Origin of the sequence: Vibrio paracholerae (assembly GCF_037672085.1) — a bacterium.
GTDB lineage: Bacteria > Pseudomonadota > Gammaproteobacteria > Enterobacterales > Vibrionaceae > Vibrio > Vibrio cholerae.
This window is the reverse complement of record NZ_JBBHLM010000002.1, coordinates 706338-724839: the sequence shown is the minus strand read 5'-3', so window position 1 is coordinate 724839 and position 18502 is coordinate 706338. Positions and strand designations below refer to the sequence as shown.

Sequence of the window (18502 nt, the reverse complement as noted above, 5' to 3'; positions counted from 1 at the left end):
TGCCTAAGCAGCCTGAGTATTAGAACAAGAAATAGAGAAGAGCGAACACAGGGAAAGCGGCCGTTAGGCTATCAATCCGATCTAGAATGCCGCCGTGCCCAGGAATTATATTGCTGCTGTCTTTGATCCCAGAAACACGTTTAAACATGCTCTCGACCAAATCCCCTAAAACCGAAATCACCACAGTCAATAAGATGATCAGCAGCATGACAGGCATAGAGCTAAATTGAATACCAAACCACTCTGCTACCCAATAACCAACCAGCATGGCGGTGACGATGCCACCAACCAAACCTTCTATCGTTTTATTCGGGCTGACGGCGGGCGCCATTTTGTGTTTACCTAAGCTTTTTCCCACAAAATAGGCACCGCTGTCTGCGGCCCAGACCAGAAAACAGACGAAGAGAACTAATTTCGCGCCATAAAGAGGATCGGAAAGGTAAGTATCGGCGCGTAAGAACAACACACTCCAAAAGAAAGGCAGCAGCGTAAATAGGCCAAACAGGTGGCGAACAGTGCTAGAGTGTTCCCATAATGGACGCGAGCGCGGATAAGTGATTGCCAGTCCACTTGAGACCAGCCACCAAAGGCTACCGATACCCAGCACAATAAAATGCGCCGTATTCATATTGCTGATAGCCGGAAATTGAAAGTCGATCAAAGCGACACTGATACCACAAACCAATAAGGCGGGAATCATGGCTAACATGCGTGATGGTTGGTTAACGAACTGAGTCCATTCCCAGAATCCTAGTAAGGTCACTACTGCGAGTGCCAACATAAACCAAGCAAAAGGCAGATAAAGGATGCCAAGGATCACCAAAGGCGCCAGAATAAGCGCTGTAATGATTCGCTGCTTCAAATTGAGAAGTCCTATATTCAGTTTTCCATCAATGCCTTGATTTGTTCACCAGTACAGCCAAAACGGCGCTCACGATTAACAAACCAAGTCACTGCTTCAATCAGGCAGTTTTCATCGAACTCAGGCCAGAAGACTGGAGTAAAATACATTTCTGCATAGGCAAGTTGCCAAAGCATAAAGTTACTAATGCGACACTCTCCGCTGGTGCGGATCAACAAATCCACATCCGGCAGATCAGCCATAGTCAAATGCTGCTTAAATACGGCTTCATCGATGTCCGACGGTTGCAGTTCACCTTGGGTAACCTTTTCAGCCAATGCTTGAGTGGCTTGCAAGATATCCCACTGTCCACCGTAGTTCGCAGCGATGTTGACCACCATGCCGGTATTGCTAGCGGTTAGCTGCTCCGCTTGCGCGATTTTAGTTTGCAGACGCTCACTAAAGCGGCTTTTATCACCAATCACTCGCAAACGCAGATTGTTTTTATGCAATTTCTTAATTTCGGTCGAAAGAACCGTCATAAAAAGTTCCATCAACACGCCCACTTCTTCTTCCGGACGACGCCAGTTCTCGCTGCTAAAAGCAAACAGAGTCACGGCTTTAATGCCAAGGCGAGCAGAAGTAGAGATGGTTTTTCGTACCGCAGCCACACCATTTTTATGGCCGAACACACGCGGTTTTCCCTGCGCTTTCGCCCAACGACCATTACCATCCATAATGACGGCAATATGTTTAGGCAATACATCTTGGGAAAGAGATAGATTTTGCATAAGAAACACAACGAACAATCAAAGAGGCGCAAGAGTAGCATAAAAAAACGCTGTGCTGCGAGCACAGCGTTTTGTTCACTAAGTCAGTGGATTAAACTTCCATCAACTCTTTTTCTTTTGCAGCAAGCACGTCATCGATCTTCTTCACTGCCGCATCGGTCAGCTTTTGAATCTCTTCTTGTGCACGACGTTCATCGTCTTCTGAAATCTCTTTGTCTTTCAGCAGCACTTTCAGATCGTTGTTCGCATCACGACGAATGTTACGCACTGCAACACGACCGCCTTCAGCTTCACCACGCACGATTTTCACCAGATCACGGCGACGTTCTTCGGTAAGCGGTGGCAGTGGAACGCGGATAATGGTGCCGGCTGACATTGGGTTTAGACCCAAATCAGACATCAGGATCGCTTTTTCAACTTTCTGAGTTAAATCACGGTCAAACACGGTGATCGCTAGCGTACGTGCATCTTCTGCAATTACGTTAGCAACCTGATTAAGTGGAGTTGGAGCGCCGTAGTAGTCAACTGAAATCCCCGTCAGCAGACTTGGGTGAGCACGACCTGTGCGGATCTTAGACAGGCCATTTTTCAGTGCTTCAACACTTTTCTCCATACGCTCTTGCGCATCTTTTTTGATCTCATTAATCACAATATCACCTTAATTCTTGTTTTCGTTTCGAGAGCGTTTCGTTTGCAAACGGATCACTGCACGTCGCTGATCATTGTACCTTCAGCTTCACCCATAACGACACGACGAAGTGCGCCTGGCTTATTCATGTTAAAGACACGAATTGGCATTTTATGGTCACGAGCCAGAGTAAACGCAGCCAAATCCATCACTTTCAGTTCTTTCTCAAGCACATCGTTGTAAGCCAGCTTATCATACAGTTGTGCATCCGGGTTGGCTACCGGGTCAGCGCTGTAAACACCATCTACTTTGGTTGCTTTGAGAACGACATCAGCTTCAATTTCAATACCACGCAGACAAGCAGCCGAATCCGTAGTAAAGAAAGGATTGCCCGTACCCGCAGCGAAAATAACCACTCGACCTTGGCGCAATTCGCGAATCGCATCAGCCCAGTTGTAATCATCACAAACACCGTTAAGAGGAATTGCCGACATCAGGCGTGCATTAACATAAGCACGATGCAGCGCATCACGCATTGCCAAACCATTCATTACCGTGGCAAGCATGCCCATATGATCCCCAACTACACGGTTCATCCCAGCCTTGGCTAGGCCTGCACCACGGAATAGGTTGCCGCCACCAATCACAACCCCCACTTGAACACCCAGCTCAACCAGTTCTTTTACTTCTTGAGCCATACGATCAAGTACCGTTGGATCAATACCAAAACCTTCAGAGCCTTGTAGCGCTTCACCACTTAGTTTTAACAAAATACGTTGATAAGCTGGTTTAGGGTTCGTTGTCATGGGAGTTTACCTTCCAAAGAGAGTTGAGGATTAACAGTCATGAATAGATTTGAGTGCTAGGCCAAAATCCATTCATCACGGTTAATCGTGAAAAGACCGCAGCCATGGCCACGGTCTTTTTCTGAGCAATCGCGCTAGGATTAACCTTTTTGCACCAGTGCTACTTCTTCAGCAAAGCTCAGGCCTTCTTGTTTCTCGATGCCTTCACCTACTTCAAGACGAACGAACGCAGTTACAGCTACGCCTTTCTCTGCAAGAATTTCGCCAACAGTTTTCTTTGGTTCCATTACGAATGGCTGACCAGTCAGAGAAACTTCGCCAGTGAATTTCTTCATACGGCCTTCAACCATTTTCTCTGCGATTTCTTTTGACTTACCTTCGTTCATTGCGATGCCAACTTGAACTTCACGCTCTTTCGCAACAACTTCAGCTGGAACGTCATCTGGTGTCAGGAATTCTGGACGAGAAGCAGCAACGTGCATTGCAACGTGCTTCAGCGTTTCTGCGTCACTAGAACCAGCAACCACTACACCGATACGATCGCCGTGACGGTAAGTAGCCAGAGTTGCGCCTTCAACGTACTGAACGCGACGGATGTTGATGTTCTCACCAATTTTCGCAACTAGAGCAACACGAACTTCTTCGAATTGCGCTTGTAGTTCTTCTACAGAGGCTTTAGAAGCAACAGCAGCGTCAGCAACTTGGTTAGCAAATGCTACGAAGCTGCCGTCTTTTGCTACGAAGTCAGTTTGGCAGTTTACTTCAACCAGAGCCGCAACGCCTTCGCCTTCTTTGATAATGATGGTGCCTTCAGCAGCGATGTTGCCAGCTTTTTTAGCAGCTTTAGCAGCACCACTCTTACGCATGTTCTCGATCGCCAGCTCGATGTCACCGTTCGTTTCAACAAGGGCTTTCTTACATTCCATCATACCTGCGCCAGTACGCTCGCGCAGTTCTTTTACTAGAGCAGCAGTAACAGCCATTCTCTATTCCTCAGTTAATTCTGGATTGGGTAAAAATTGAGGGCCTACATTATCGGCCCCCAATGCTAACTATAACTTGGGCTATGCTACACAATCATGGCAGATAGCCTAAGTTTCACTCAGAGCCGAGATTATTCCGCTTCTACGAAACCGTCTTTTTCAGCTACAGCAGCTACGTCTTTGTTACGACCTTCGTTGATCGCTTGAGCAGCAGCATTCAGGTACAGTTGAACAGCGCGGATCGCGTCGTCGTTACCTGGGATGATGTAGTCTACGCCGTCTGGGCTAGAGTTAGTATCAACAACAGCAAATACTGGAATACCTAGGTTGTTCGCTTCTTTGATAGCGATGTGCTCGTGATCAGCGTCGATAACGAACAGAGCGTCAGGCAGACCGCCCATATCTTTGATACCGCCAAGAGACTTTTCCAGTTTCTCCATTTCGCGAGTGCGCATTAGAGCTTCTTTCTTAGTCAGCTTGTCAAAAGTACCGTCAGTAGATTGAACTTCCAGCTCTTTCAGACGCTTGATTGACTGACGAACAGTTTTCCAGTTAGTCAGCATACCGCCCAACCAGCGGTTGTTAACGTAGTATTGGTTGCTTGCTAGAGCTGCTTCTTTAACAGACTCAGATGCAGCGCGCTTAGTACCAACGAATAGAACTTTACCTTTCTTCTCGCCAACTTTTGCCAGCTCAGCTAGAGCTTCGTTGAACATAGGTACAGTTTTTTCTAGGTTGATGATGTGAACGCGGTTACGTGCGCCGAAAATGAATTGCTTCATTTTTGGGTTCCAGTAACGAGTTTGGTGACCGAAGTGTACGCCCGCTGTCAGCATATCGCGCATTGATACAGATGCCATATTAAAATCCTCTATGGGGTTAGGCCTCCACATCCCCCGTATATCCGACTCCACTTGGAGCACCCCGGAATACGTGTCGGAATGTGTGTGATTTAAACAATTAGGTTTGTGGTTCCCAATCCTTTTCGCCAACAGGGAGAATAAGGACCCGGATTCCGGCGCGCTTTATATCATATTTCGCCCCTGTGTGGCTAGAAAAAATTCGTCGATAGCCAATGCAAAGCCATGACTTAGCCACTCGATTTTAGCGCCGGGCGACTGTTTTCTTGCGCTTCATCTGTCCATTGTTACAATAGCGCCACTAGCACCTTGTGTGCTCACAAGTGAGTAGAGAAAGCCGATGTCTATAAAAATCAAGAATGCCGTAGAAATTGAAAAAATGCGCGTTGCGGGCCGCTTAGCCGCTGAAGTTCTCGAAATGATTGAACCTCATGTGAAAGCAGGCGTGACTACCGAAGAGCTGGATCAGATATGTCATAAGTACATTACTGAAGTTCAAGGCGCGATTCCGGCACCACTGAATTATCACGGTTTTCCAAAATCGATCTGCACGTCGATCAACCACATTGTCTGCCACGGCATTCCTGCCAGTGAAGATACTTACTTTGGTCAGATCCAACGTCCTGCGGTACTGCGTGATGGCGACATCCTTAACATCGATATTACGGTTATCAAAGACGGCTACCACGGCGATACCTCAAAAATGTTTTTGATTGGCGATGTGTCGATTGAAGATAAGCGCCTGTGTCATGTGGCGCAAGAGTGTCTTTACCTCGCACTGAAACAGGTCAAGCCGGGCGTTCAATTGGGCGAGATTGGAACCACGATTGAAAAGCACATCAAGACCAACAACAAAAATAACCCGCGCTTTAAATTCTCTATCGTGCGTGATTACTGTGGTCACGGCATTGGTGCTGAGTTCCATGAAGAGCCACAAGTGGTGCACTACAAAAACAGTGACCGCACCGTGCTGCGTGAAGGGATGATTTTCACCATTGAGCCCATGATTAACGCCGGTAAATTTGGCTGCCGTCTTGATGATGAAGATAGCTGGACGGTCTACACCGCCGATGGCAAAAAATCTGCTCAGTGGGAACACACGATTTTGGTCACTGCGAATGGCTGTGAAATCCTGACGCTACGCAATGAAGAAAGCCTGCCACGCATCCTGAATAACGCCTAAGTTTTCCTTCGATTGAAAATATCCCTGCCGGTCAGGGATATTTTTTTATCCGTCGCCATCTGCTAGATTGGCTCCATTCGTGTTAACGCTTGCATGGACGCGCTATGCCGTATCAATCCCCTATCACATTTCAAGAACCCCAACTCACGGTTGAGAGCTTAAAGCAGCAGCTCGAAAGCTTTACTGAATACCAAAAGCAGGAGTTTTTCGATCACCATCCAGTGACCGACTTAGTGCTTGGCCGCTCAGAATACATGGACCTACTGCTACACCGTTTATGGAAATATTTTGGATTTGATGAGCTGGTTGAAGTGAGCTTAGTCGCGGTTGGGGGTTATGGACGTGGTGAGCTACACCCTCTATCAGACATCGATCTCTTAGTCTTATCTCAACAAGTGCTTAGCGAACAGGTCGCTAATAAAATCAGTCAATTTCTCACCCTGTTATGGGATTTAAAATTGGAGATTGGCCACGCGGTACGAACCGTGGAGCAGTGTGCTGAAATCGGTAAATCCGACCTCACTGTAGCCACTAACTTGCAAGAAGCGCGCTTACTGTGCGGCTGTGAAGAGACCTTTCATCATCTCAAAATGGTGATCCATTCTGAGTCCTTCTGGCCAAGTGAAATCTTCTATCAAGCCAAAGTGCGTGAGCAGAAAGAGCGCCACGCTCGATATCACGACACCACCTACAACTTAGAGCCTGACATCAAATCGACCCCCGGTGGGCTACGCGATATTCACACCTTAAGTTGGGTCGCACGCCGCCATTTTGGGGCGACTTCCTTGTATGAGATGAGCCGCTTTGGTTTTCTGACCGATGCCGAATACCGTGAGCTGGTTGAGTGCCAAGACTTTTTATGGCGCGTGCGTTTTGCGCTGCACATTGAGCTGAAACGTTACGACAACCGCTTAACCTTCGCGCATCAAGTGCAAGTTGCTCGTCATCTCGGTTACTTTGGTGAAGGCAACCGTGGCATCGAGATGATGATGAAAGAGTTTTTCCGCACCCTGCGTCGTGTAGCTGAACTCAACAAAATGCTGCTGAAAATTTTCGATAAAGCGATCCTCAATAATGGTGAAGAAGCCGAAGCCGTGATTATTGATGATGACTTCCAACGCCGTGGCAATATGATTGAAGCGCGTAAACCCGCGCTATTTCAAGCTCGTCCAGAAACCATTCTGGATATGTTTTTGCACATGGCCAGCGACTCCACCATCGAATCGGTTGCGCCAGCCACTATGCGCCAATTGCGCACGGCTCGTCGCCGACTGAATAAATTTCTGCACACCCTTCCCAATGCTCGCGAAAAGTTTATTGAGCTGGTACGCCACCCCAACGCACTGCATAAAGCGTTTAGCCAAATGCACAAACTGGGTGTACTTGCTGCTTATTTGCCCCAATGGAACCAGATTGTTGGCCAGATGCAGTTCGACTTGTTTCACGTCTATACGGTGGATGAACATAGTATTCGTCTACTCAAACATATCCATCTATTTAGTGATGCCAATAACCACGATCGCCACCCTATTTGCTGTGAAATTTACCCTAAAATTCAGAAAAAAGAGCTGCTCATCCTCGCGGCCATTTTCCATGATATCGGTAAAGGACGCGGCGGTGATCACTCAGAAATTGGTGCTGATGAAGCGTTTGATTTCTGTATTGAGCACGGTTTATCTAAACCGGAAGCGAAATTGGTCGCTTGGCTGGTCAAAAATCACCTCCTGATGTCGGTCACCGCGCAGCGTCGTGATATCTACGATCCAGATGTGATCATCGAATTTGCCAAAAAAGTGCGTGATGAAGAGCGCCTCGAATACTTGGTGTGTTTAACCGTCGCCGATATCTGCGCCACCAACCCTGAGCTTTGGAACAGCTGGAAACGGACTTTGTTGGCAGAGCTCTTTTACTCAACCCAGCGCGCGCTACGGCGCGGCCTAGAAAATCCCGTCGATGTCCGTGAACGCATTCGTCATAACCAGCAAATGGCCTCAGCCCTGCTGCGCAAAGAAGGCTTCTCTAGCCGTGAAATTGAGGTGTTGTGGCAGCGCTTTAAAGCCGATTATTTCTTGCGCCATACTCATAAACAGATCGCGTGGCACTGCACCCATTTATTACGCCATGAAGACAGTAGCAAACCTTTGGTTTTACTCAGCAAAAAAGCTACTCGCGGCGGAACGGAAGTTTTTATCTACACCAAGGATCAAGCTGCTTTATTTGCGACTGTCGTTGCCGAGCTCGACCGGCGTAATCTGAACGTGCATGACGCGCAAATCATGGCCAGTAAAGACGGTTATGTACTCGATACTTTCATGGTACTTGACCAAAATGGGCAAGCCATTGAAGAAGATCGCCATCAAGCATTGATTCGTCATCTGGTGCATGTACTGGAAGATGGTCGTCCTACCACGCAAAAGGCACGGCGCATTCCTCGTAACTTGCAGCACTTTAAAGTCAAAACTCAGGTTGATTTTCTACCAACCAAGAGTAAAAAGCGCACCTTAATGGAGTTCGTTGCGCTGGATACGCCGGGGCTACTGGCTACCGTCGGAGCCACCTTTGCCGAACTCAACTTGGATTTGCATGCAGCTAAAATCACTACCATAGGTGAGCGCGCAGAAGACTTATTCATTTTAACCAACGCCCAAGGCACGCGCCTCAATGAAGAGGAGGAGCAGCACTTGCGCGAGAAATTGATTGAACATGTCGCAGAGCTCGCTCCTAGCGCTCAGTAGCGAAACGGTCAAGGTGCGGGTGCGATCTTGAGCACAAGTTAACCTATTGAACTGTCAGGCACATCAACCAGCTGCTACAGTAAATTGAGTGCCATCTTGGAAAATGTATATCAAGAGGCGGGTTATTTTAACTAAGAGGTTGCCTATGTTTCCCCATCTCGTTGGCTTGGGTATTAATGAACCTACGCAAATTGAACGCTATTCACTGCGCCAAGAAGCGCATAAAGATGTATTAAAGATCTACTTCAAAAAGCAAAAGGGCGAGCTGTTCGCCAAAAGCGTCAAGTTTAAGTATCCAAGGCAGATCAAAAATGTATTGGTCGACAGCGGCAGTCATCAGTACAAAGAAGTCACTGAAATTAATCGCAATTTAACGCTGGTGATTGATGAGCTGAATAAGATAACCAAACCCGAAGTCATGGGTGAAGTGGACGTGAAACAGAAAATTCTTAATGATTTACGCCACTTGGAAAAGGTCGTTGCCAGTAAAATTGCCGAAATTGAAGCCGATTTGCAAAAATTAAACTAGCTGAGTTTGGTTCCCCTAGGGGAACCTAAACAAGCGAATCTCAAGCAGGCACAGCAGGCAACCACTCTAACCAGTAGCCGATGGCCGCTAAACTAATCGCGGCCATTACCCCAGCCACTAAATCATCAATCATGATGCCGAAACCGCCATGCACACGCTTATCCAACCAACTGATCGGCCAAGGTTTGAGCATATCGAAAAAGCGAAACAGCACAAAACCTGTCACGAGCCATTTCCAATCGAAAACCGGTAATTGGTATAACGGCACAATCAGCATAGTGATCCAAAAACCGGCAAATTCATCCCAAACAATCGAACCGTGATCGTGTACCTGCATATCATCTGAGGTGACTTGGCAAATTTTTATGCCAATGAGGCTAGCGAACACAACCACGACGGCATACAGAGTCAAAGGGAGCTGTGCCAGCATTAGATAAAATGGCACCGATGCTAACGTGCCCATCGTTCCGGGTATAATGGGCGACAAGCCACTGCCAAAACCAGTAGCAAGCAAGTGCCAAGGGTTACTTAAGGAGAGATTACTGCGTGGATCGCTCATGCTTTCACCTTGAAATGATCATACCCAGCCAGTTGCCAATCGAGCTTTTTCCCCTGATTGTGCAGCTCAAACGTACCGGCCGGGCGAATTTGGCCAATACAGGTCACTTTAGTGCCGCAATGGGCGAGCGCATTTTCCAGCGAGCCTCGGTTTTCTTCTGGAATGGTGAAGCAGAGTTCGTACTCTTCACCGCTGGTCAAGGCATACTGCTGCGCACTAGTGACACTGTCTACAAACTGCAATAGCTCTTTAGACAGCGGCAGCAAGCTAACATCAATACTCGCCCCAACATTGGAACGCCGCAAAATGTGTTGCAGATCGGCAATCAGGCCGTCGGAAATATCAATCGCCGAAGAGGCCAAATGCACTAAAGCTTGCCCTGCCACAATACGCGGTGTCGATAAGTAATGGCGCTGCTCAAGAATATCGGCGAAGGGTAAATGGCGCTTTTCCGGATCTAAAATCACGTCTAAGCCGGCTTGGCTATCCCCTAGATCGCCCGTGACATAGAGCCAATCGCCAACTTTCGCCCCGCTTCGCAGCATAGCCTGCTCTTTGGGTAAAAAGCCCTGCACGGTTAATGTGATACTGAGTGGCCCTTTGGTGGTATCGCCACCAATGAGCTGCACATTGTAGTAATTGGCCAACTCGAAAAAAGCATCGCAAAATGGCGTTAGCCACGCATCATCAATCTCAGGCAGAGTCAACGCAAGCGAAACCCAAGCCGGAGTCGCGCCCATTGCCGCCAAATCACTGATGTTCGACGCTAAGGCTTTGTGCGCGACCCAAGCCGGATTGGCCTGAGCCAGAAAATGGGTTCCAGCAACTAAGGTATCGGTGCTGATCGCCACGCGCGAATTTTCAGGAACTTTGACAATGGCACAGTCATCACCCAATGCTAAGTGAACGTCTTTGCGTTGTGCTTGTCGGTTGGAAAAGTATTTATCGATTAAATTAAATTCACCAAACATCATCCAGACTCTTTGGTTGAAACGCTGCATTAGGTCGCAGCTTATCAAGAAAAAAGGTCAGCGACTGCTGACCTTCTGGTGGAAAACGGATTACGCTTTCTTACGTACGTGCGGTGCGGCTTTATCCAGCACACCGTTAACGAATTTATGGCTATCTTCCGCAGCAAACACTTTTGCCAGTTCAATCGCCTCGTTAATCACCACTTTGTATGGTACGTCTTCACGACGCGTCATTTCATACATGGCCAAACGCAGTAGCGCCAGTTCCATCATGTCCAGATCTTGCATCGGACGAGAAACAAAAGGACGCAGTTTGCTGTCGAGTTCATTATGGTTTAAAACCACACCCGCCAGCAGATCACGGAAATAAGAAACATCGGTTTCAGGAGCAGCAAGAGCTGGCTCAGCGGCACGATGTTCTTCTTCATCGTACTTACCGCTGGTTAGAAATTGCTCTTCAATAGTCGCAACATTCTCTTTAGTAATTTGCCATGAATAAATTGCTTGTAGCGCAAATTGACGTGCATTACGACGTGCGGCTGGTTTCACACTGGCCCCCATTAGGAATCGATTTCAGAAAGAACATTAATCATCTCAAGTGCGCTCAGTGCTGCTTCAGCACCCTTATTACCAGCCTTGGTTCCTGCGCGTTCAATAGCTTGATCGATAGTATCAACAGTCAACACACCGAATGCGACTGGAATACTAAATTCCAGAGACACTTGTGCCAGACCTTTATTCATTTCACTGCAAACGTAGTCAAAGTGCGGTGTACCGCCACGGATCACACAACCCAGAGAGACAATCGCATCGTAGTCGCCCGTTTTTGCAACACGTTGCGCAACCAGTGGCAGCTCAACCGCACCGGGACAACGCACAACAGTAATGTTGTCATCACTGATCTGACCGTGACGCTTAAGAGTATCGATGGCACCAGACAGCAAACTTTCATTGATAAAACTGTTGAAACGAGAAATCACAATCGCAATTTTCGCATTTGGTGCTGGGAAACCACCCTCGATCACTTTCATAAGCTTTCCTTTAACTCTGTTCATCAAGTGAGAATCGCCGGATTCTAGCACAAATTTGTGAGCAATATCTAACAGAAATTTGGGCTAAAGCCGCGCACTGCCATCAAGGAGAAACGCGGCAAACCGCCAATTTACCGTGATTTATTCGCAAACATACTCAACGACATTGAGACCAAAACCACCCAATGCGTGGTACTTTTTGTTTGGTGAAGAGAGCAGACGCATCTCTTTCACTCCAAGATCAGCAAGGATTTGCGAGCCAACCCCGACCCGGCGTGAAGTGCCTTGTTTTTTGGCCATCGCAGGGGCTTCGCCTTTATCTTGCAGCTCAAACATTTTCACTCGGTGCAGCAATAGCTCACTCGATTCTTCATGACCTAGGATCACCAACACCCCGCCTTCTTGCCCTATACGCTGCATTGCTGTCGCAAGTGGCCAACTGCGCTCTGCCGCGCGGTTGCTGTGCAGCAGATCGGTAAAAGTATCTTGCAGATGCACACGCACAAGAGTTGGCGCGCTGGTAATATCGCCTTTACGCAGAGCAAAGTGGATTTGCTTATCAATGATGTCACGGTAAGTCACCAGCTCAAACTCACCATATTCGGTTGGCAGTTTACACTGCGCGACACGCTCAATGGTGGTTTCGGTGTGGTTGCGGTACTCAATCAAGTCTGCAATCGTACCCAACTTTAAGCCGTGTTTTTCAGCGAACACTTCTAAATCTGGGCGACGCGCCATGGTGCCGTCATCATTAAGAATTTCCACAATCACCGACGCGGGCTCTAAACCTGCCAAGCGTGCCAAATCACACCCAGCTTCTGTGTGCCCAGCGCGAGTTAATACTCCACCATCTTGTGCTGCCAGCGGGAAAATATGCCCCGGCTGAACCAAATCGGCCGCTTTCGCTTCTTTTGCCACTGCCGCTTGTACTGTGCGCGCGCGATCCGCCGCTGAAATACCGGTGGTCACGCCTTCGGCCGCTTCAATCGAAACGGTGAAATTGGTGGTGTACTGGGCATTATTATCTTGCACCATGGGATTTAAACCCAGACGGCGACAACGCTCTTTCGTGAGCGTTAAGCAGATGAGGCCGCGACCATGGGTTGCCATAAAATTGATCGCTGCTGGCGTAATGTGCTCAGCCGCCATGATCAGATCGCCTTCATTTTCACGATCTTCATCATCCATCAGGATGACCATTTTGCCTTGACGAATGTCTTCAATGATCTCTTGTGGGGTGCTAATTGGCATGATGTCAGTCCTATTGTTATGAAGTCTCTGAGAGCAGAGATTAAGCAAAACCGTTTTGTTGCAAAAATGCCATGGTCAGACGCGATTGAGGTTCACTCTCTTGTTGACCTTGCAGTAAACGCTCCATGTAACGTGCCAATACATCCACTTCCAGATTGACTCGGCGTCCCACTTGGAATTCATCGATAGTGGTTTCTGCGCTGGTATGGGGCACTATGGTCAGTTTAAACGCGTTTTTACGCAGGTCATTGACCGTTAAACTGATGCCATCAACGGTAATCGAGCCTTTTTCAGCCACGTATTTGCTGATTTCTGCCGGCATATTGACCCACAAATCCACCGCACGCCCCACTGGAATACGCTCGACGATTTGACCTACGCCATCCACATGTCCTGAGACGATATGACCACCAAAACGAGTTGTAGGCAGCATGGCTTTTTCAAGGTTAACGCGATCACCAACCTGATACTGTGCAAAGCCCGATTTTTTGAGGGTTTCCATCGACAGATCCGCGCTAAAACTACGCTGATCGAAGGCCACAACCGTTAAACAGACGCCATTGGTGGCAATACTGTCACCGAGTTTAACATCGCCCATGTCCAGCTTACCCACATCCACACTGATGGTGACGTCGCTACCTTTGGGGATAATAGCGGTCAGCTTGCCAACCGCTTCAACAATACCTGTAAACATAATGCTAATCTTTTGTTTTTGGGGTGGCGATGATCCGCAAATCTGCCCCCACCATTCGACAATCTTCTATTTTGAGTTCAATGGCCTCAGCCATTTCCGTCAAACCGAGCGCGCCAAATAAACCACGGCCATCACTGCCCATCAGTTTCGGCGCTAAATAGAGAATGATTTCATCCACCAACTTTTGCTCAATCAAGGATTTCGCTAATTGGCTCCCCGCCTCTACCCACACTTGATTCACATTGTGTTGCTGAGCGAGTTGTGCCAAAAGCTCACGCAAATCAAGCTTTCCATTCTCAGCAGAGATACAGAGTTCAGCATTCTCGCTGGCAACTCGCAGCACGGGTGAAGGTGTTTGGTATAACGCTAACTCTGGATGCAATTGATGTTGACGATCCAAAATCACCCGCAGTGGCTGACGCAAATCCGCTTCTGCGTATTGCGCCTGTACCGATGGCGGTAAATCGTGCCAACGCACCGCTAGAGAAGCATTATCCGCCAGCACCGTTTGACTGGTGGAGAGAATCGCACTGGCTTGCGCGCGAAACCGCTGAACATCTTTACGTGCTGCAGGAGAGGTAATCCACTGGCTTTTACCGTTAGCGAGCGCAGTTTGTCCATCGAGACTCGCCGCCATTTTAAGCTGCACATAAGGCATGCCGGTTTCCATACGCTTGAGAAAACCGCGGTTGAGTGCTCGAGCATCCGCTTCCAATAACCCCACTTCTACCTCAATCCCGGCATCACGCAACATTTGAACGCCCTTCCCCGCCACTTGTGGGTTCGGGTCTTGCATTGCACAAATTACTTTCGCAACCCCGGCTTTAATAAGCCCTTCAGCACAAGGTGGCGTGCGACCATAATGAGAGCAAGGCTCTAAGGTGACATAAGCGGTCGCACCGCGAGTAAGCTCACCGGCTTGGCGCATCGCATGCACTTCAGCATGGGGTTCGCCCGCGCGAAAATGAAAACCTTCCCCTATAATCTGCTCACCGCGAGTGATCACGCAGCCGACATTAGGATTAGGAGAAGTGGTAAAACGCCCGCGCCACGCAAGTTCAATCGCGCGAGACATCATTTGATGATCAAAAGAGGTAAACATAGGCATAATCGCTTTCAGTTAATCCTATCGGTTAGTCCTGCAGTTTGGCGATCTCCTCGCCAAATTCACGGACATCTTCAAAACTACGATATACGGATGCAAAGCGAATATAGGCCACTTTATCCAGCACTTTCAGCTGTTCCATCACCAAGTTACCAATCAGTTTACTCGGAACTTCACGCTCGCCAGTGGCACGCAGCTTAGATTTGATGGTGCTGATCGCCAGTTCAATCGCATCGGCACTCACTGGGCGCTTTTCCAATGCGCGCTGCAAGCCACCAATCATTTTCTCTTCATCAAAAGGCTCACGATTACCATTCGATTTGATCACGCGCGGCATCACTAACTCCGCGGTTTCAAAGGTGGTAAAGCGCTCATTACAAGCCAGACACTGACGACGACGGCGCACTTGATGTCCGTCAGCCACCAGACGTGAATCGATCACTTTGGTATCGTTTTCAGAACAGAAAGGACAATGCATATTACCTCCATAACAAGGCAACCAGTGTAGCCGATGTGCTGTTGAGAGCCAAAGAAAAAGGGGCGCGAAGCCCCTTTACATCACATCTTTGCTTGAATTTTAGCTGCGTGACAGGTAATTGGCTTTGCCCACCCACTTGTAGCTGGTGAGCTCTTCTAGCCCCATCGGACCACGCGCGTGCAGTTTTTGTGTTGAGACCGCCACTTCTGCGCCTAAACCAAACTGTGCACCGTCAGTAAAACGCGTAGAAGCGTTAACATACACCGCCGCCGAACCTGCCGTATTCACAAACAGCTCAGCGTTATAGAGATCGTTGGTCATGATTGCATCAGAGTGGCTCGCATTGTGCTCGCGCATATGCTCAATGGCTTCTTGTACATCCTGTACCACTTTCACCCCTAAGGTGTAGCTGAGCCATTCGGTATCAAAATCGCCCACTTGCGCATCACGCAGCTCAGCCGCGGCATGCATCAAGGCTTTAGCTTTGGGCTCCGCCACAAACGCCACTTTGCCATTCAGTTTTGCGATGAGTTTGTCTAGTAACGGTTTGGCAATCGCTTGATGGACTAACAAGGTATCTAGCGCATTACACGCCGATGGGCGCTGCACTTTAGCGTTTTCAATCACGGCAACCGATTTATCCAGATCAGCACTTTCATCCACGAAAATATGGCTAATGCCAAAGCCGCCAATGATCACAGGCACAGTGCTGTTTTCTTTGCACATTTTGTGCAGGCCCGCACCGCCACGTGGGATGATCATGTCGACATAATCATCCATTTTCAGGAGTTGCGTCACCAGTTCACGATCCGGCTTTTCAATGTACTGCACGGAAGCCGCTGGCAGACCGGCTTTATCCAACGCCGACTGGATCACTTTGACCAGTTCCATGTTAGAGAAAAACGTCTCTTTGCCGCCGCGCAAAATCGCGGCGTTACCGGTTTTTAAACACAGCGCCGCAATATCAATGGTGACATTAGGGCGAGCTTCATAAATAACGCCGACCACACCAAGGGGTACGCGACGGCGTGCCAATGACATGCCGTTTTCCAACACTCGGCTATCAATTTCGCTGCCGACGGGATCGTTCAATTTGATCACGTTACGCACATCGTTGGCGATCGCTTGCAAGCGAGACTCATTGAGCAGCAAACGATCCAGCATGGCATCAGACAAACCCGCTTCGCGCCCCAGCGCAATATCTTTTGCGTTTGCAGCAAGAATGCTCGCGCTTTGCGCTTCCAACTGATCGGCCATAATGGCGAGAGCCTGATTTTTTTGCGCGGTACTGGCGGTAGCCAGTTGGAAAGAGGCCGCTTTGGCCGCTTTACCGAGTACGGTTAAATCCATCATTCTCTCCTTTATTCTTGAATCACGACCATGTCGTCGCGGTGGATCACTTCTGAGCCGTGATCGTAGCCTAAAATATCGATGATCTCTTTACTGTGCTTACCAGCAATTTGCGCCAACTCGTCATTGGAGTAGGCCGCGATGCCGCGCGCAATCAGATGACTTTGCTTATCCAATACTCGCACCACTTCACCACGGGCAAATTGACCTTGCACTCGCACCACACCTTTGGCGAGCAAGCTGCTGCCCTTGGTTTGCACCGCTTTCACTGCGCCATCGTCAATCACGATATCACCCGATGCCGCTGGACCTGCCAAAATCCAGCGTTTGCGGTTTTCTAACGCTTCTTCCAAAGCTAAGAAGCGCGTGCCTTGTGGCTCATGACTTAAGGAGTCAAAAATCACATTGGGCGCACGACCTGCCGCAATGATAACTTCAATGCCAGCACGACGAGCAATGTCCGCCGCTTGCAGCTTGGTGGCCATGCCGCCCGTACCAAGTGTAGTGCCACTGCCACCAGCAATTTTGCGCAGTGTGTCATCAATGGTGGTCACTTCTTTGATCAGTTGGGCATTGGGATCTTTACGTGGGTCGGCGGTGAACAAGCCTTTTTGATCGGTCAACAGCAGCAGCTTATCTGCGCCACACAGAATACCGACCAGCGCTGATAAGTTATCGTTGTCACCGACTTTGATTTCATTGGTCGCTACCGCATCGTTTTCGTTGACCACAGGCACAATGCCGTTTTCAACTAACGCATTGATGGTGTCACGCGCATTAAGGAAACGCTCACGGTCATCAAGATCAGCACGGGTGAGCAGCATCTGACCAATTTTGATGCCATAAATCGCAAATAACGATTCCCACACCTGAATCAAACGACTTTGCCCAACCGCTGCCAGCAGTTGCTTGCTGGAAATCGCGTTGGGCAGCGCAGGGTAACCTAAATGCTCACGGCCTGCCGCAATGGCGCCCGAGGTCACGATCACTACTGAGTGACCTTGCTTTTTGAGTTCAGCACACTGGCGAGCGAGCTCAACCATATGAGCACGATCCAGCGCAAGAGTACCGCCGGTCAGAACACTGGTTCCCAGCTTCACAACAACCGTTTGTGGAGCTTTGATGCTTCGTTGATTTGTGGTCATGATTGCTTCTGTTGAGAAAAACTTTAAGAGACGATGTTTTAGCAATCCACACTGCAATGCACAAGCAGAAAAAGGTGCAAAAGCACCTTTTTCTTCGGGTTATTGATTGAACAGGGTTAATTAGGTAAATGGCGCGGACTCGGTTGAGACCGTGACAGAGATTTCGAAACGTTCACGTAACGTTTTGACTAACTTTTTGTGAAATTCCGCTTGAGTATGATTAACCTCCGCATGGGCAGATTCTGGTATCGCTTCCGCAACCCAATCTCCCGCAAGCGTATAGCGACCGATATGGTAGCAAGCTGACATTTCTTGCTCATTTTGCGTCAACTCCATCCACCAGCCCCAAAACTCGCGTTTTTCAGGGGATTTTTTATCGTTCACACATGAGGCGAGACAATCAAATAAGTAGAATCGCTCACTACACTGCCCTTCGCGTAAATAAGGCCCTATCGCTTTCAAGGTCGAGAGCAGGCGGTAGTGGGTAGGGGTTTTGGTCATCTCTGACATAGTTCATCTCCATAAGCAGCAATTAAGAGCCATTTTATCTCCCTCAACCGAC

General features: G+C 48.5%; 20 protein-coding genes. 3 read left to right on the top strand and 17 right to left on the bottom strand.

Features of this window, described 5'->3' with window-relative positions; genetic code table 11:
* Positions 1-19: 19 nt before the first annotated feature.
* From R4537_RS08625 to rpsB, 6 genes are all read right to left on the bottom strand, one after another.
* The gene (locus tag R4537_RS08625; protein WP_071179161.1) at positions 20-862 is read right to left on the bottom strand and encodes a phosphatidate cytidylyltransferase; all 843 of its coding nucleotides are present in this window, start codon (positions 860-862) and stop codon (positions 20-22) included.
* Between the two features lie 17 nt (positions 863-879).
* A complete protein-coding gene (gene uppS, locus R4537_RS08620; protein WP_001180543.1) occupies positions 880-1632 on the bottom strand; it encodes a polyprenyl diphosphate synthase in 753 nt (250 codons plus the stop codon).
* A gap of 91 nt (positions 1633-1723) precedes the next feature.
* Positions 1724-2281 (bottom strand): ribosome recycling factor, encoded by a 558-nt coding sequence (gene frr, locus R4537_RS08615; protein ID WP_000606618.1) that lies wholly within the window; start codon positions 2279-2281, stop codon positions 1724-1726.
* A 53-nt stretch (positions 2282-2334) separates the two neighbouring features.
* Positions 2335-3066, bottom strand: a complete 732-nt coding sequence (gene pyrH / locus R4537_RS08610) for a UMP kinase (RefSeq protein ID WP_000210546.1) — start codon at positions 3064-3066, stop codon at positions 2335-2337.
* Positions 3067-3206: 140 nt separating this feature from the next.
* Positions 3207-4049, bottom strand: a complete 843-nt coding sequence (gene tsf, locus R4537_RS08605; protein WP_000301483.1) for a translation elongation factor Ts — start codon at positions 4047-4049, stop codon at positions 3207-3209.
* A 131-nt stretch (positions 4050-4180) separates the two neighbouring features.
* Complete coding sequence (rpsB, locus tag R4537_RS08600) at positions 4181-4909, bottom strand: 30S ribosomal protein S2 (protein ID WP_000179228.1); 729 nt, start codon at positions 4907-4909, stop codon at positions 4181-4183.
* Between the two features lie 340 nt (positions 4910-5249).
* Here rpsB and map point away from each other — a divergent pair, with 340 nt between their 5' ends.
* The 3 genes from map (at position 5250) to R4537_RS08585 (ending at position 9356) form a co-directional block, all read left to right on the top strand.
* Positions 5250-6092: a type I methionyl aminopeptidase gene (gene map, locus R4537_RS08595; protein WP_071179163.1), complete on the top strand. Its 843-nt coding sequence runs from the start codon at positions 5250-5252 to the stop codon at positions 6090-6092.
* Positions 6093-6196: 104 nt separating this feature from the next.
* Positions 6197-8827 (top strand): bifunctional uridylyltransferase/uridylyl-removing protein GlnD, encoded by a 2631-nt coding sequence (gene glnD, locus R4537_RS08590; RefSeq protein WP_071179164.1) that lies wholly within the window; start codon positions 6197-6199, stop codon positions 8825-8827.
* Positions 8828-8972: 145 nt separating this feature from the next.
* Positions 8973-9356 carry a DUF3461 family protein gene (locus R4537_RS08585; RefSeq protein WP_000483924.1) on the top strand — a complete coding sequence of 128 codons (384 nt, stop codon included), beginning with the start codon at positions 8973-8975 and terminating at the stop codon, positions 9354-9356.
* 40 nt (positions 9357-9396) lie between these two features.
* Here the strand turns inward: R4537_RS08585 and pgpA are convergent, their stop codons facing one another.
* From pgpA to crl, 11 genes are all read right to left on the bottom strand, one after another.
* Positions 9397-9915, bottom strand: a complete 519-nt coding sequence (gene pgpA, locus R4537_RS08580; RefSeq protein ID WP_071179165.1) for a phosphatidylglycerophosphatase A — start codon at positions 9913-9915, stop codon at positions 9397-9399.
* Positions 9912-10886 carry a thiamine-phosphate kinase gene (gene thiL / locus R4537_RS08575; RefSeq protein ID WP_001973101.1) on the bottom strand — a complete coding sequence of 325 codons (975 nt, stop codon included), beginning with the start codon at positions 10884-10886 and terminating at the stop codon, positions 9912-9914. The genes pgpA and thiL overlap by 4 nt, the downstream gene beginning before the upstream one ends.
* A 90-nt stretch (positions 10887-10976) precedes the next feature.
* Entirely contained in the window at positions 10977-11447 is a 471-nt protein-coding gene (nusB, locus tag R4537_RS08570) for a transcription antitermination factor NusB (protein WP_000501296.1), read from the bottom strand.
* Complete coding sequence (gene ribH / locus R4537_RS08565) at positions 11447-11917, bottom strand: 6,7-dimethyl-8-ribityllumazine synthase (protein ID WP_000864130.1); 471 nt, start codon at positions 11915-11917, stop codon at positions 11447-11449. The genes nusB and ribH overlap by 1 nt, the downstream gene beginning before the upstream one ends.
* Before the next feature lie 141 nt (positions 11918-12058).
* Complete coding sequence (gene ribBA, locus R4537_RS08560; RefSeq protein WP_001122865.1) at positions 12059-13168, bottom strand: bifunctional 3,4-dihydroxy-2-butanone-4-phosphate synthase/GTP cyclohydrolase II; 1110 nt, start codon at positions 13166-13168, stop codon at positions 12059-12061.
* 40 nt (positions 13169-13208) lie between these two features.
* Entirely contained in the window at positions 13209-13862 is a 654-nt protein-coding gene (locus R4537_RS08555) for a riboflavin synthase (protein WP_071179166.1), read from the bottom strand.
* Between the two features lie 4 nt (positions 13863-13866).
* The gene (ribD, locus tag R4537_RS08550; protein WP_071179167.1) at positions 13867-14970 is read right to left on the bottom strand and encodes a bifunctional diaminohydroxyphosphoribosylaminopyrimidine deaminase/5-amino-6-(5-phosphoribosylamino)uracil reductase RibD; all 1104 of its coding nucleotides are present in this window, start codon (positions 14968-14970) and stop codon (positions 13867-13869) included.
* 25 nt (positions 14971-14995) lie between these two features.
* Positions 14996-15445, bottom strand: coding sequence for a transcriptional regulator NrdR (nrdR, locus tag R4537_RS08545; RefSeq protein WP_000543544.1), 450 nt, complete (start codon positions 15443-15445; stop codon positions 14996-14998).
* A gap of 99 nt (positions 15446-15544) precedes the next feature.
* Positions 15545-16795 carry a glutamate-5-semialdehyde dehydrogenase gene (locus R4537_RS08540; protein ID WP_071179168.1) on the bottom strand — a complete coding sequence of 417 codons (1251 nt, stop codon included), beginning with the start codon at positions 16793-16795 and terminating at the stop codon, positions 15545-15547.
* Positions 16796-16806: 11 nt separating this feature from the next.
* Complete coding sequence (proB, locus tag R4537_RS08535; protein ID WP_032470797.1) at positions 16807-17940, bottom strand: glutamate 5-kinase; 1134 nt, start codon at positions 17938-17940, stop codon at positions 16807-16809.
* 120 nt (positions 17941-18060) lie between these two features.
* Positions 18061-18450 carry a sigma factor-binding protein Crl gene (crl, locus tag R4537_RS08530; RefSeq protein ID WP_069648270.1) on the bottom strand — a complete coding sequence of 130 codons (390 nt, stop codon included), beginning with the start codon at positions 18448-18450 and terminating at the stop codon, positions 18061-18063.
* Between the last annotated feature and the right edge of the window lie 52 nt (positions 18451-18502).

Excerpts from the sequence above, each read along its gene's own strand:
- ribH (WP_000864130.1), bottom strand. The coding sequence starts at position 11,917 with ATGAAAGTGATCGAGGGTGGTTTCCCAGCACCAAATGCGAAAATTGCG.
- pyrH (WP_000210546.1), bottom strand. The coding sequence starts at position 3,066 with ATGACAACGAACCCTAAACCAGCTTATCAACGTATTTTGTTAAAACTA.
- thiL (WP_001973101.1), bottom strand. The coding sequence starts at position 10,886 with ATGTTTGGTGAATTTAATTTAATCGATAAATACTTTTCCAACCGACAA.
- R4537_RS08540 (WP_071179168.1), bottom strand. The coding sequence starts at position 16,795 with ATGGATTTAACCGTACTCGGTAAAGCGGCCAAAGCGGCCTCTTTCCAA.
- uppS (WP_001180543.1), bottom strand. The coding sequence starts at position 1,632 with ATGCAAAATCTATCTCTTTCCCAAGATGTATTGCCTAAACATATTGCC.
- nrdR (WP_000543544.1), bottom strand. The coding sequence starts at position 15,445 with ATGCATTGTCCTTTCTGTTCTGAAAACGATACCAAAGTGATCGATTCA.
- R4537_RS08555 (WP_071179166.1), bottom strand. The coding sequence starts at position 13,862 with ATGTTTACAGGTATTGTTGAAGCGGTTGGCAAGCTGACCGCTATTATC.
- pgpA (WP_071179165.1), bottom strand. The coding sequence starts at position 9,915 with ATGAGCGATCCACGCAGTAATCTCTCCTTAAGTAACCCTTGGCACTTG.
- ribD (WP_071179167.1), bottom strand. The coding sequence starts at position 14,970 with ATGCCTATGTTTACCTCTTTTGATCATCAAATGATGTCTCGCGCGATT.
- tsf (WP_000301483.1), bottom strand. The coding sequence starts at position 4,049 with ATGGCTGTTACTGCTGCTCTAGTAAAAGAACTGCGCGAGCGTACTGGC.
- crl (WP_069648270.1), bottom strand. The coding sequence starts at position 18,450 with ATGTCAGAGATGACCAAAACCCCTACCCACTACCGCCTGCTCTCGACC.
- rpsB (WP_000179228.1), bottom strand. The coding sequence starts at position 4,909 with ATGGCATCTGTATCAATGCGCGATATGCTGACAGCGGGCGTACACTTC.
- glnD (WP_071179164.1), top strand. The coding sequence starts at position 6,197 with ATGCCGTATCAATCCCCTATCACATTTCAAGAACCCCAACTCACGGTT.
- proB (WP_032470797.1), bottom strand. The coding sequence starts at position 17,940 with ATGACCACAAATCAACGAAGCATCAAAGCTCCACAAACGGTTGTTGTG.
- R4537_RS08585 (WP_000483924.1), top strand. The coding sequence starts at position 8,973 with ATGTTTCCCCATCTCGTTGGCTTGGGTATTAATGAACCTACGCAAATT.
- nusB (WP_000501296.1), bottom strand. The coding sequence starts at position 11,447 with ATGGGGGCCAGTGTGAAACCAGCCGCACGTCGTAATGCACGTCAATTT.
- ribBA (WP_001122865.1), bottom strand. The coding sequence starts at position 13,168 with ATGCCAATTAGCACCCCACAAGAGATCATTGAAGACATTCGTCAAGGC.
- map (WP_071179163.1), top strand. The coding sequence starts at position 5,250 with ATGTCTATAAAAATCAAGAATGCCGTAGAAATTGAAAAAATGCGCGTT.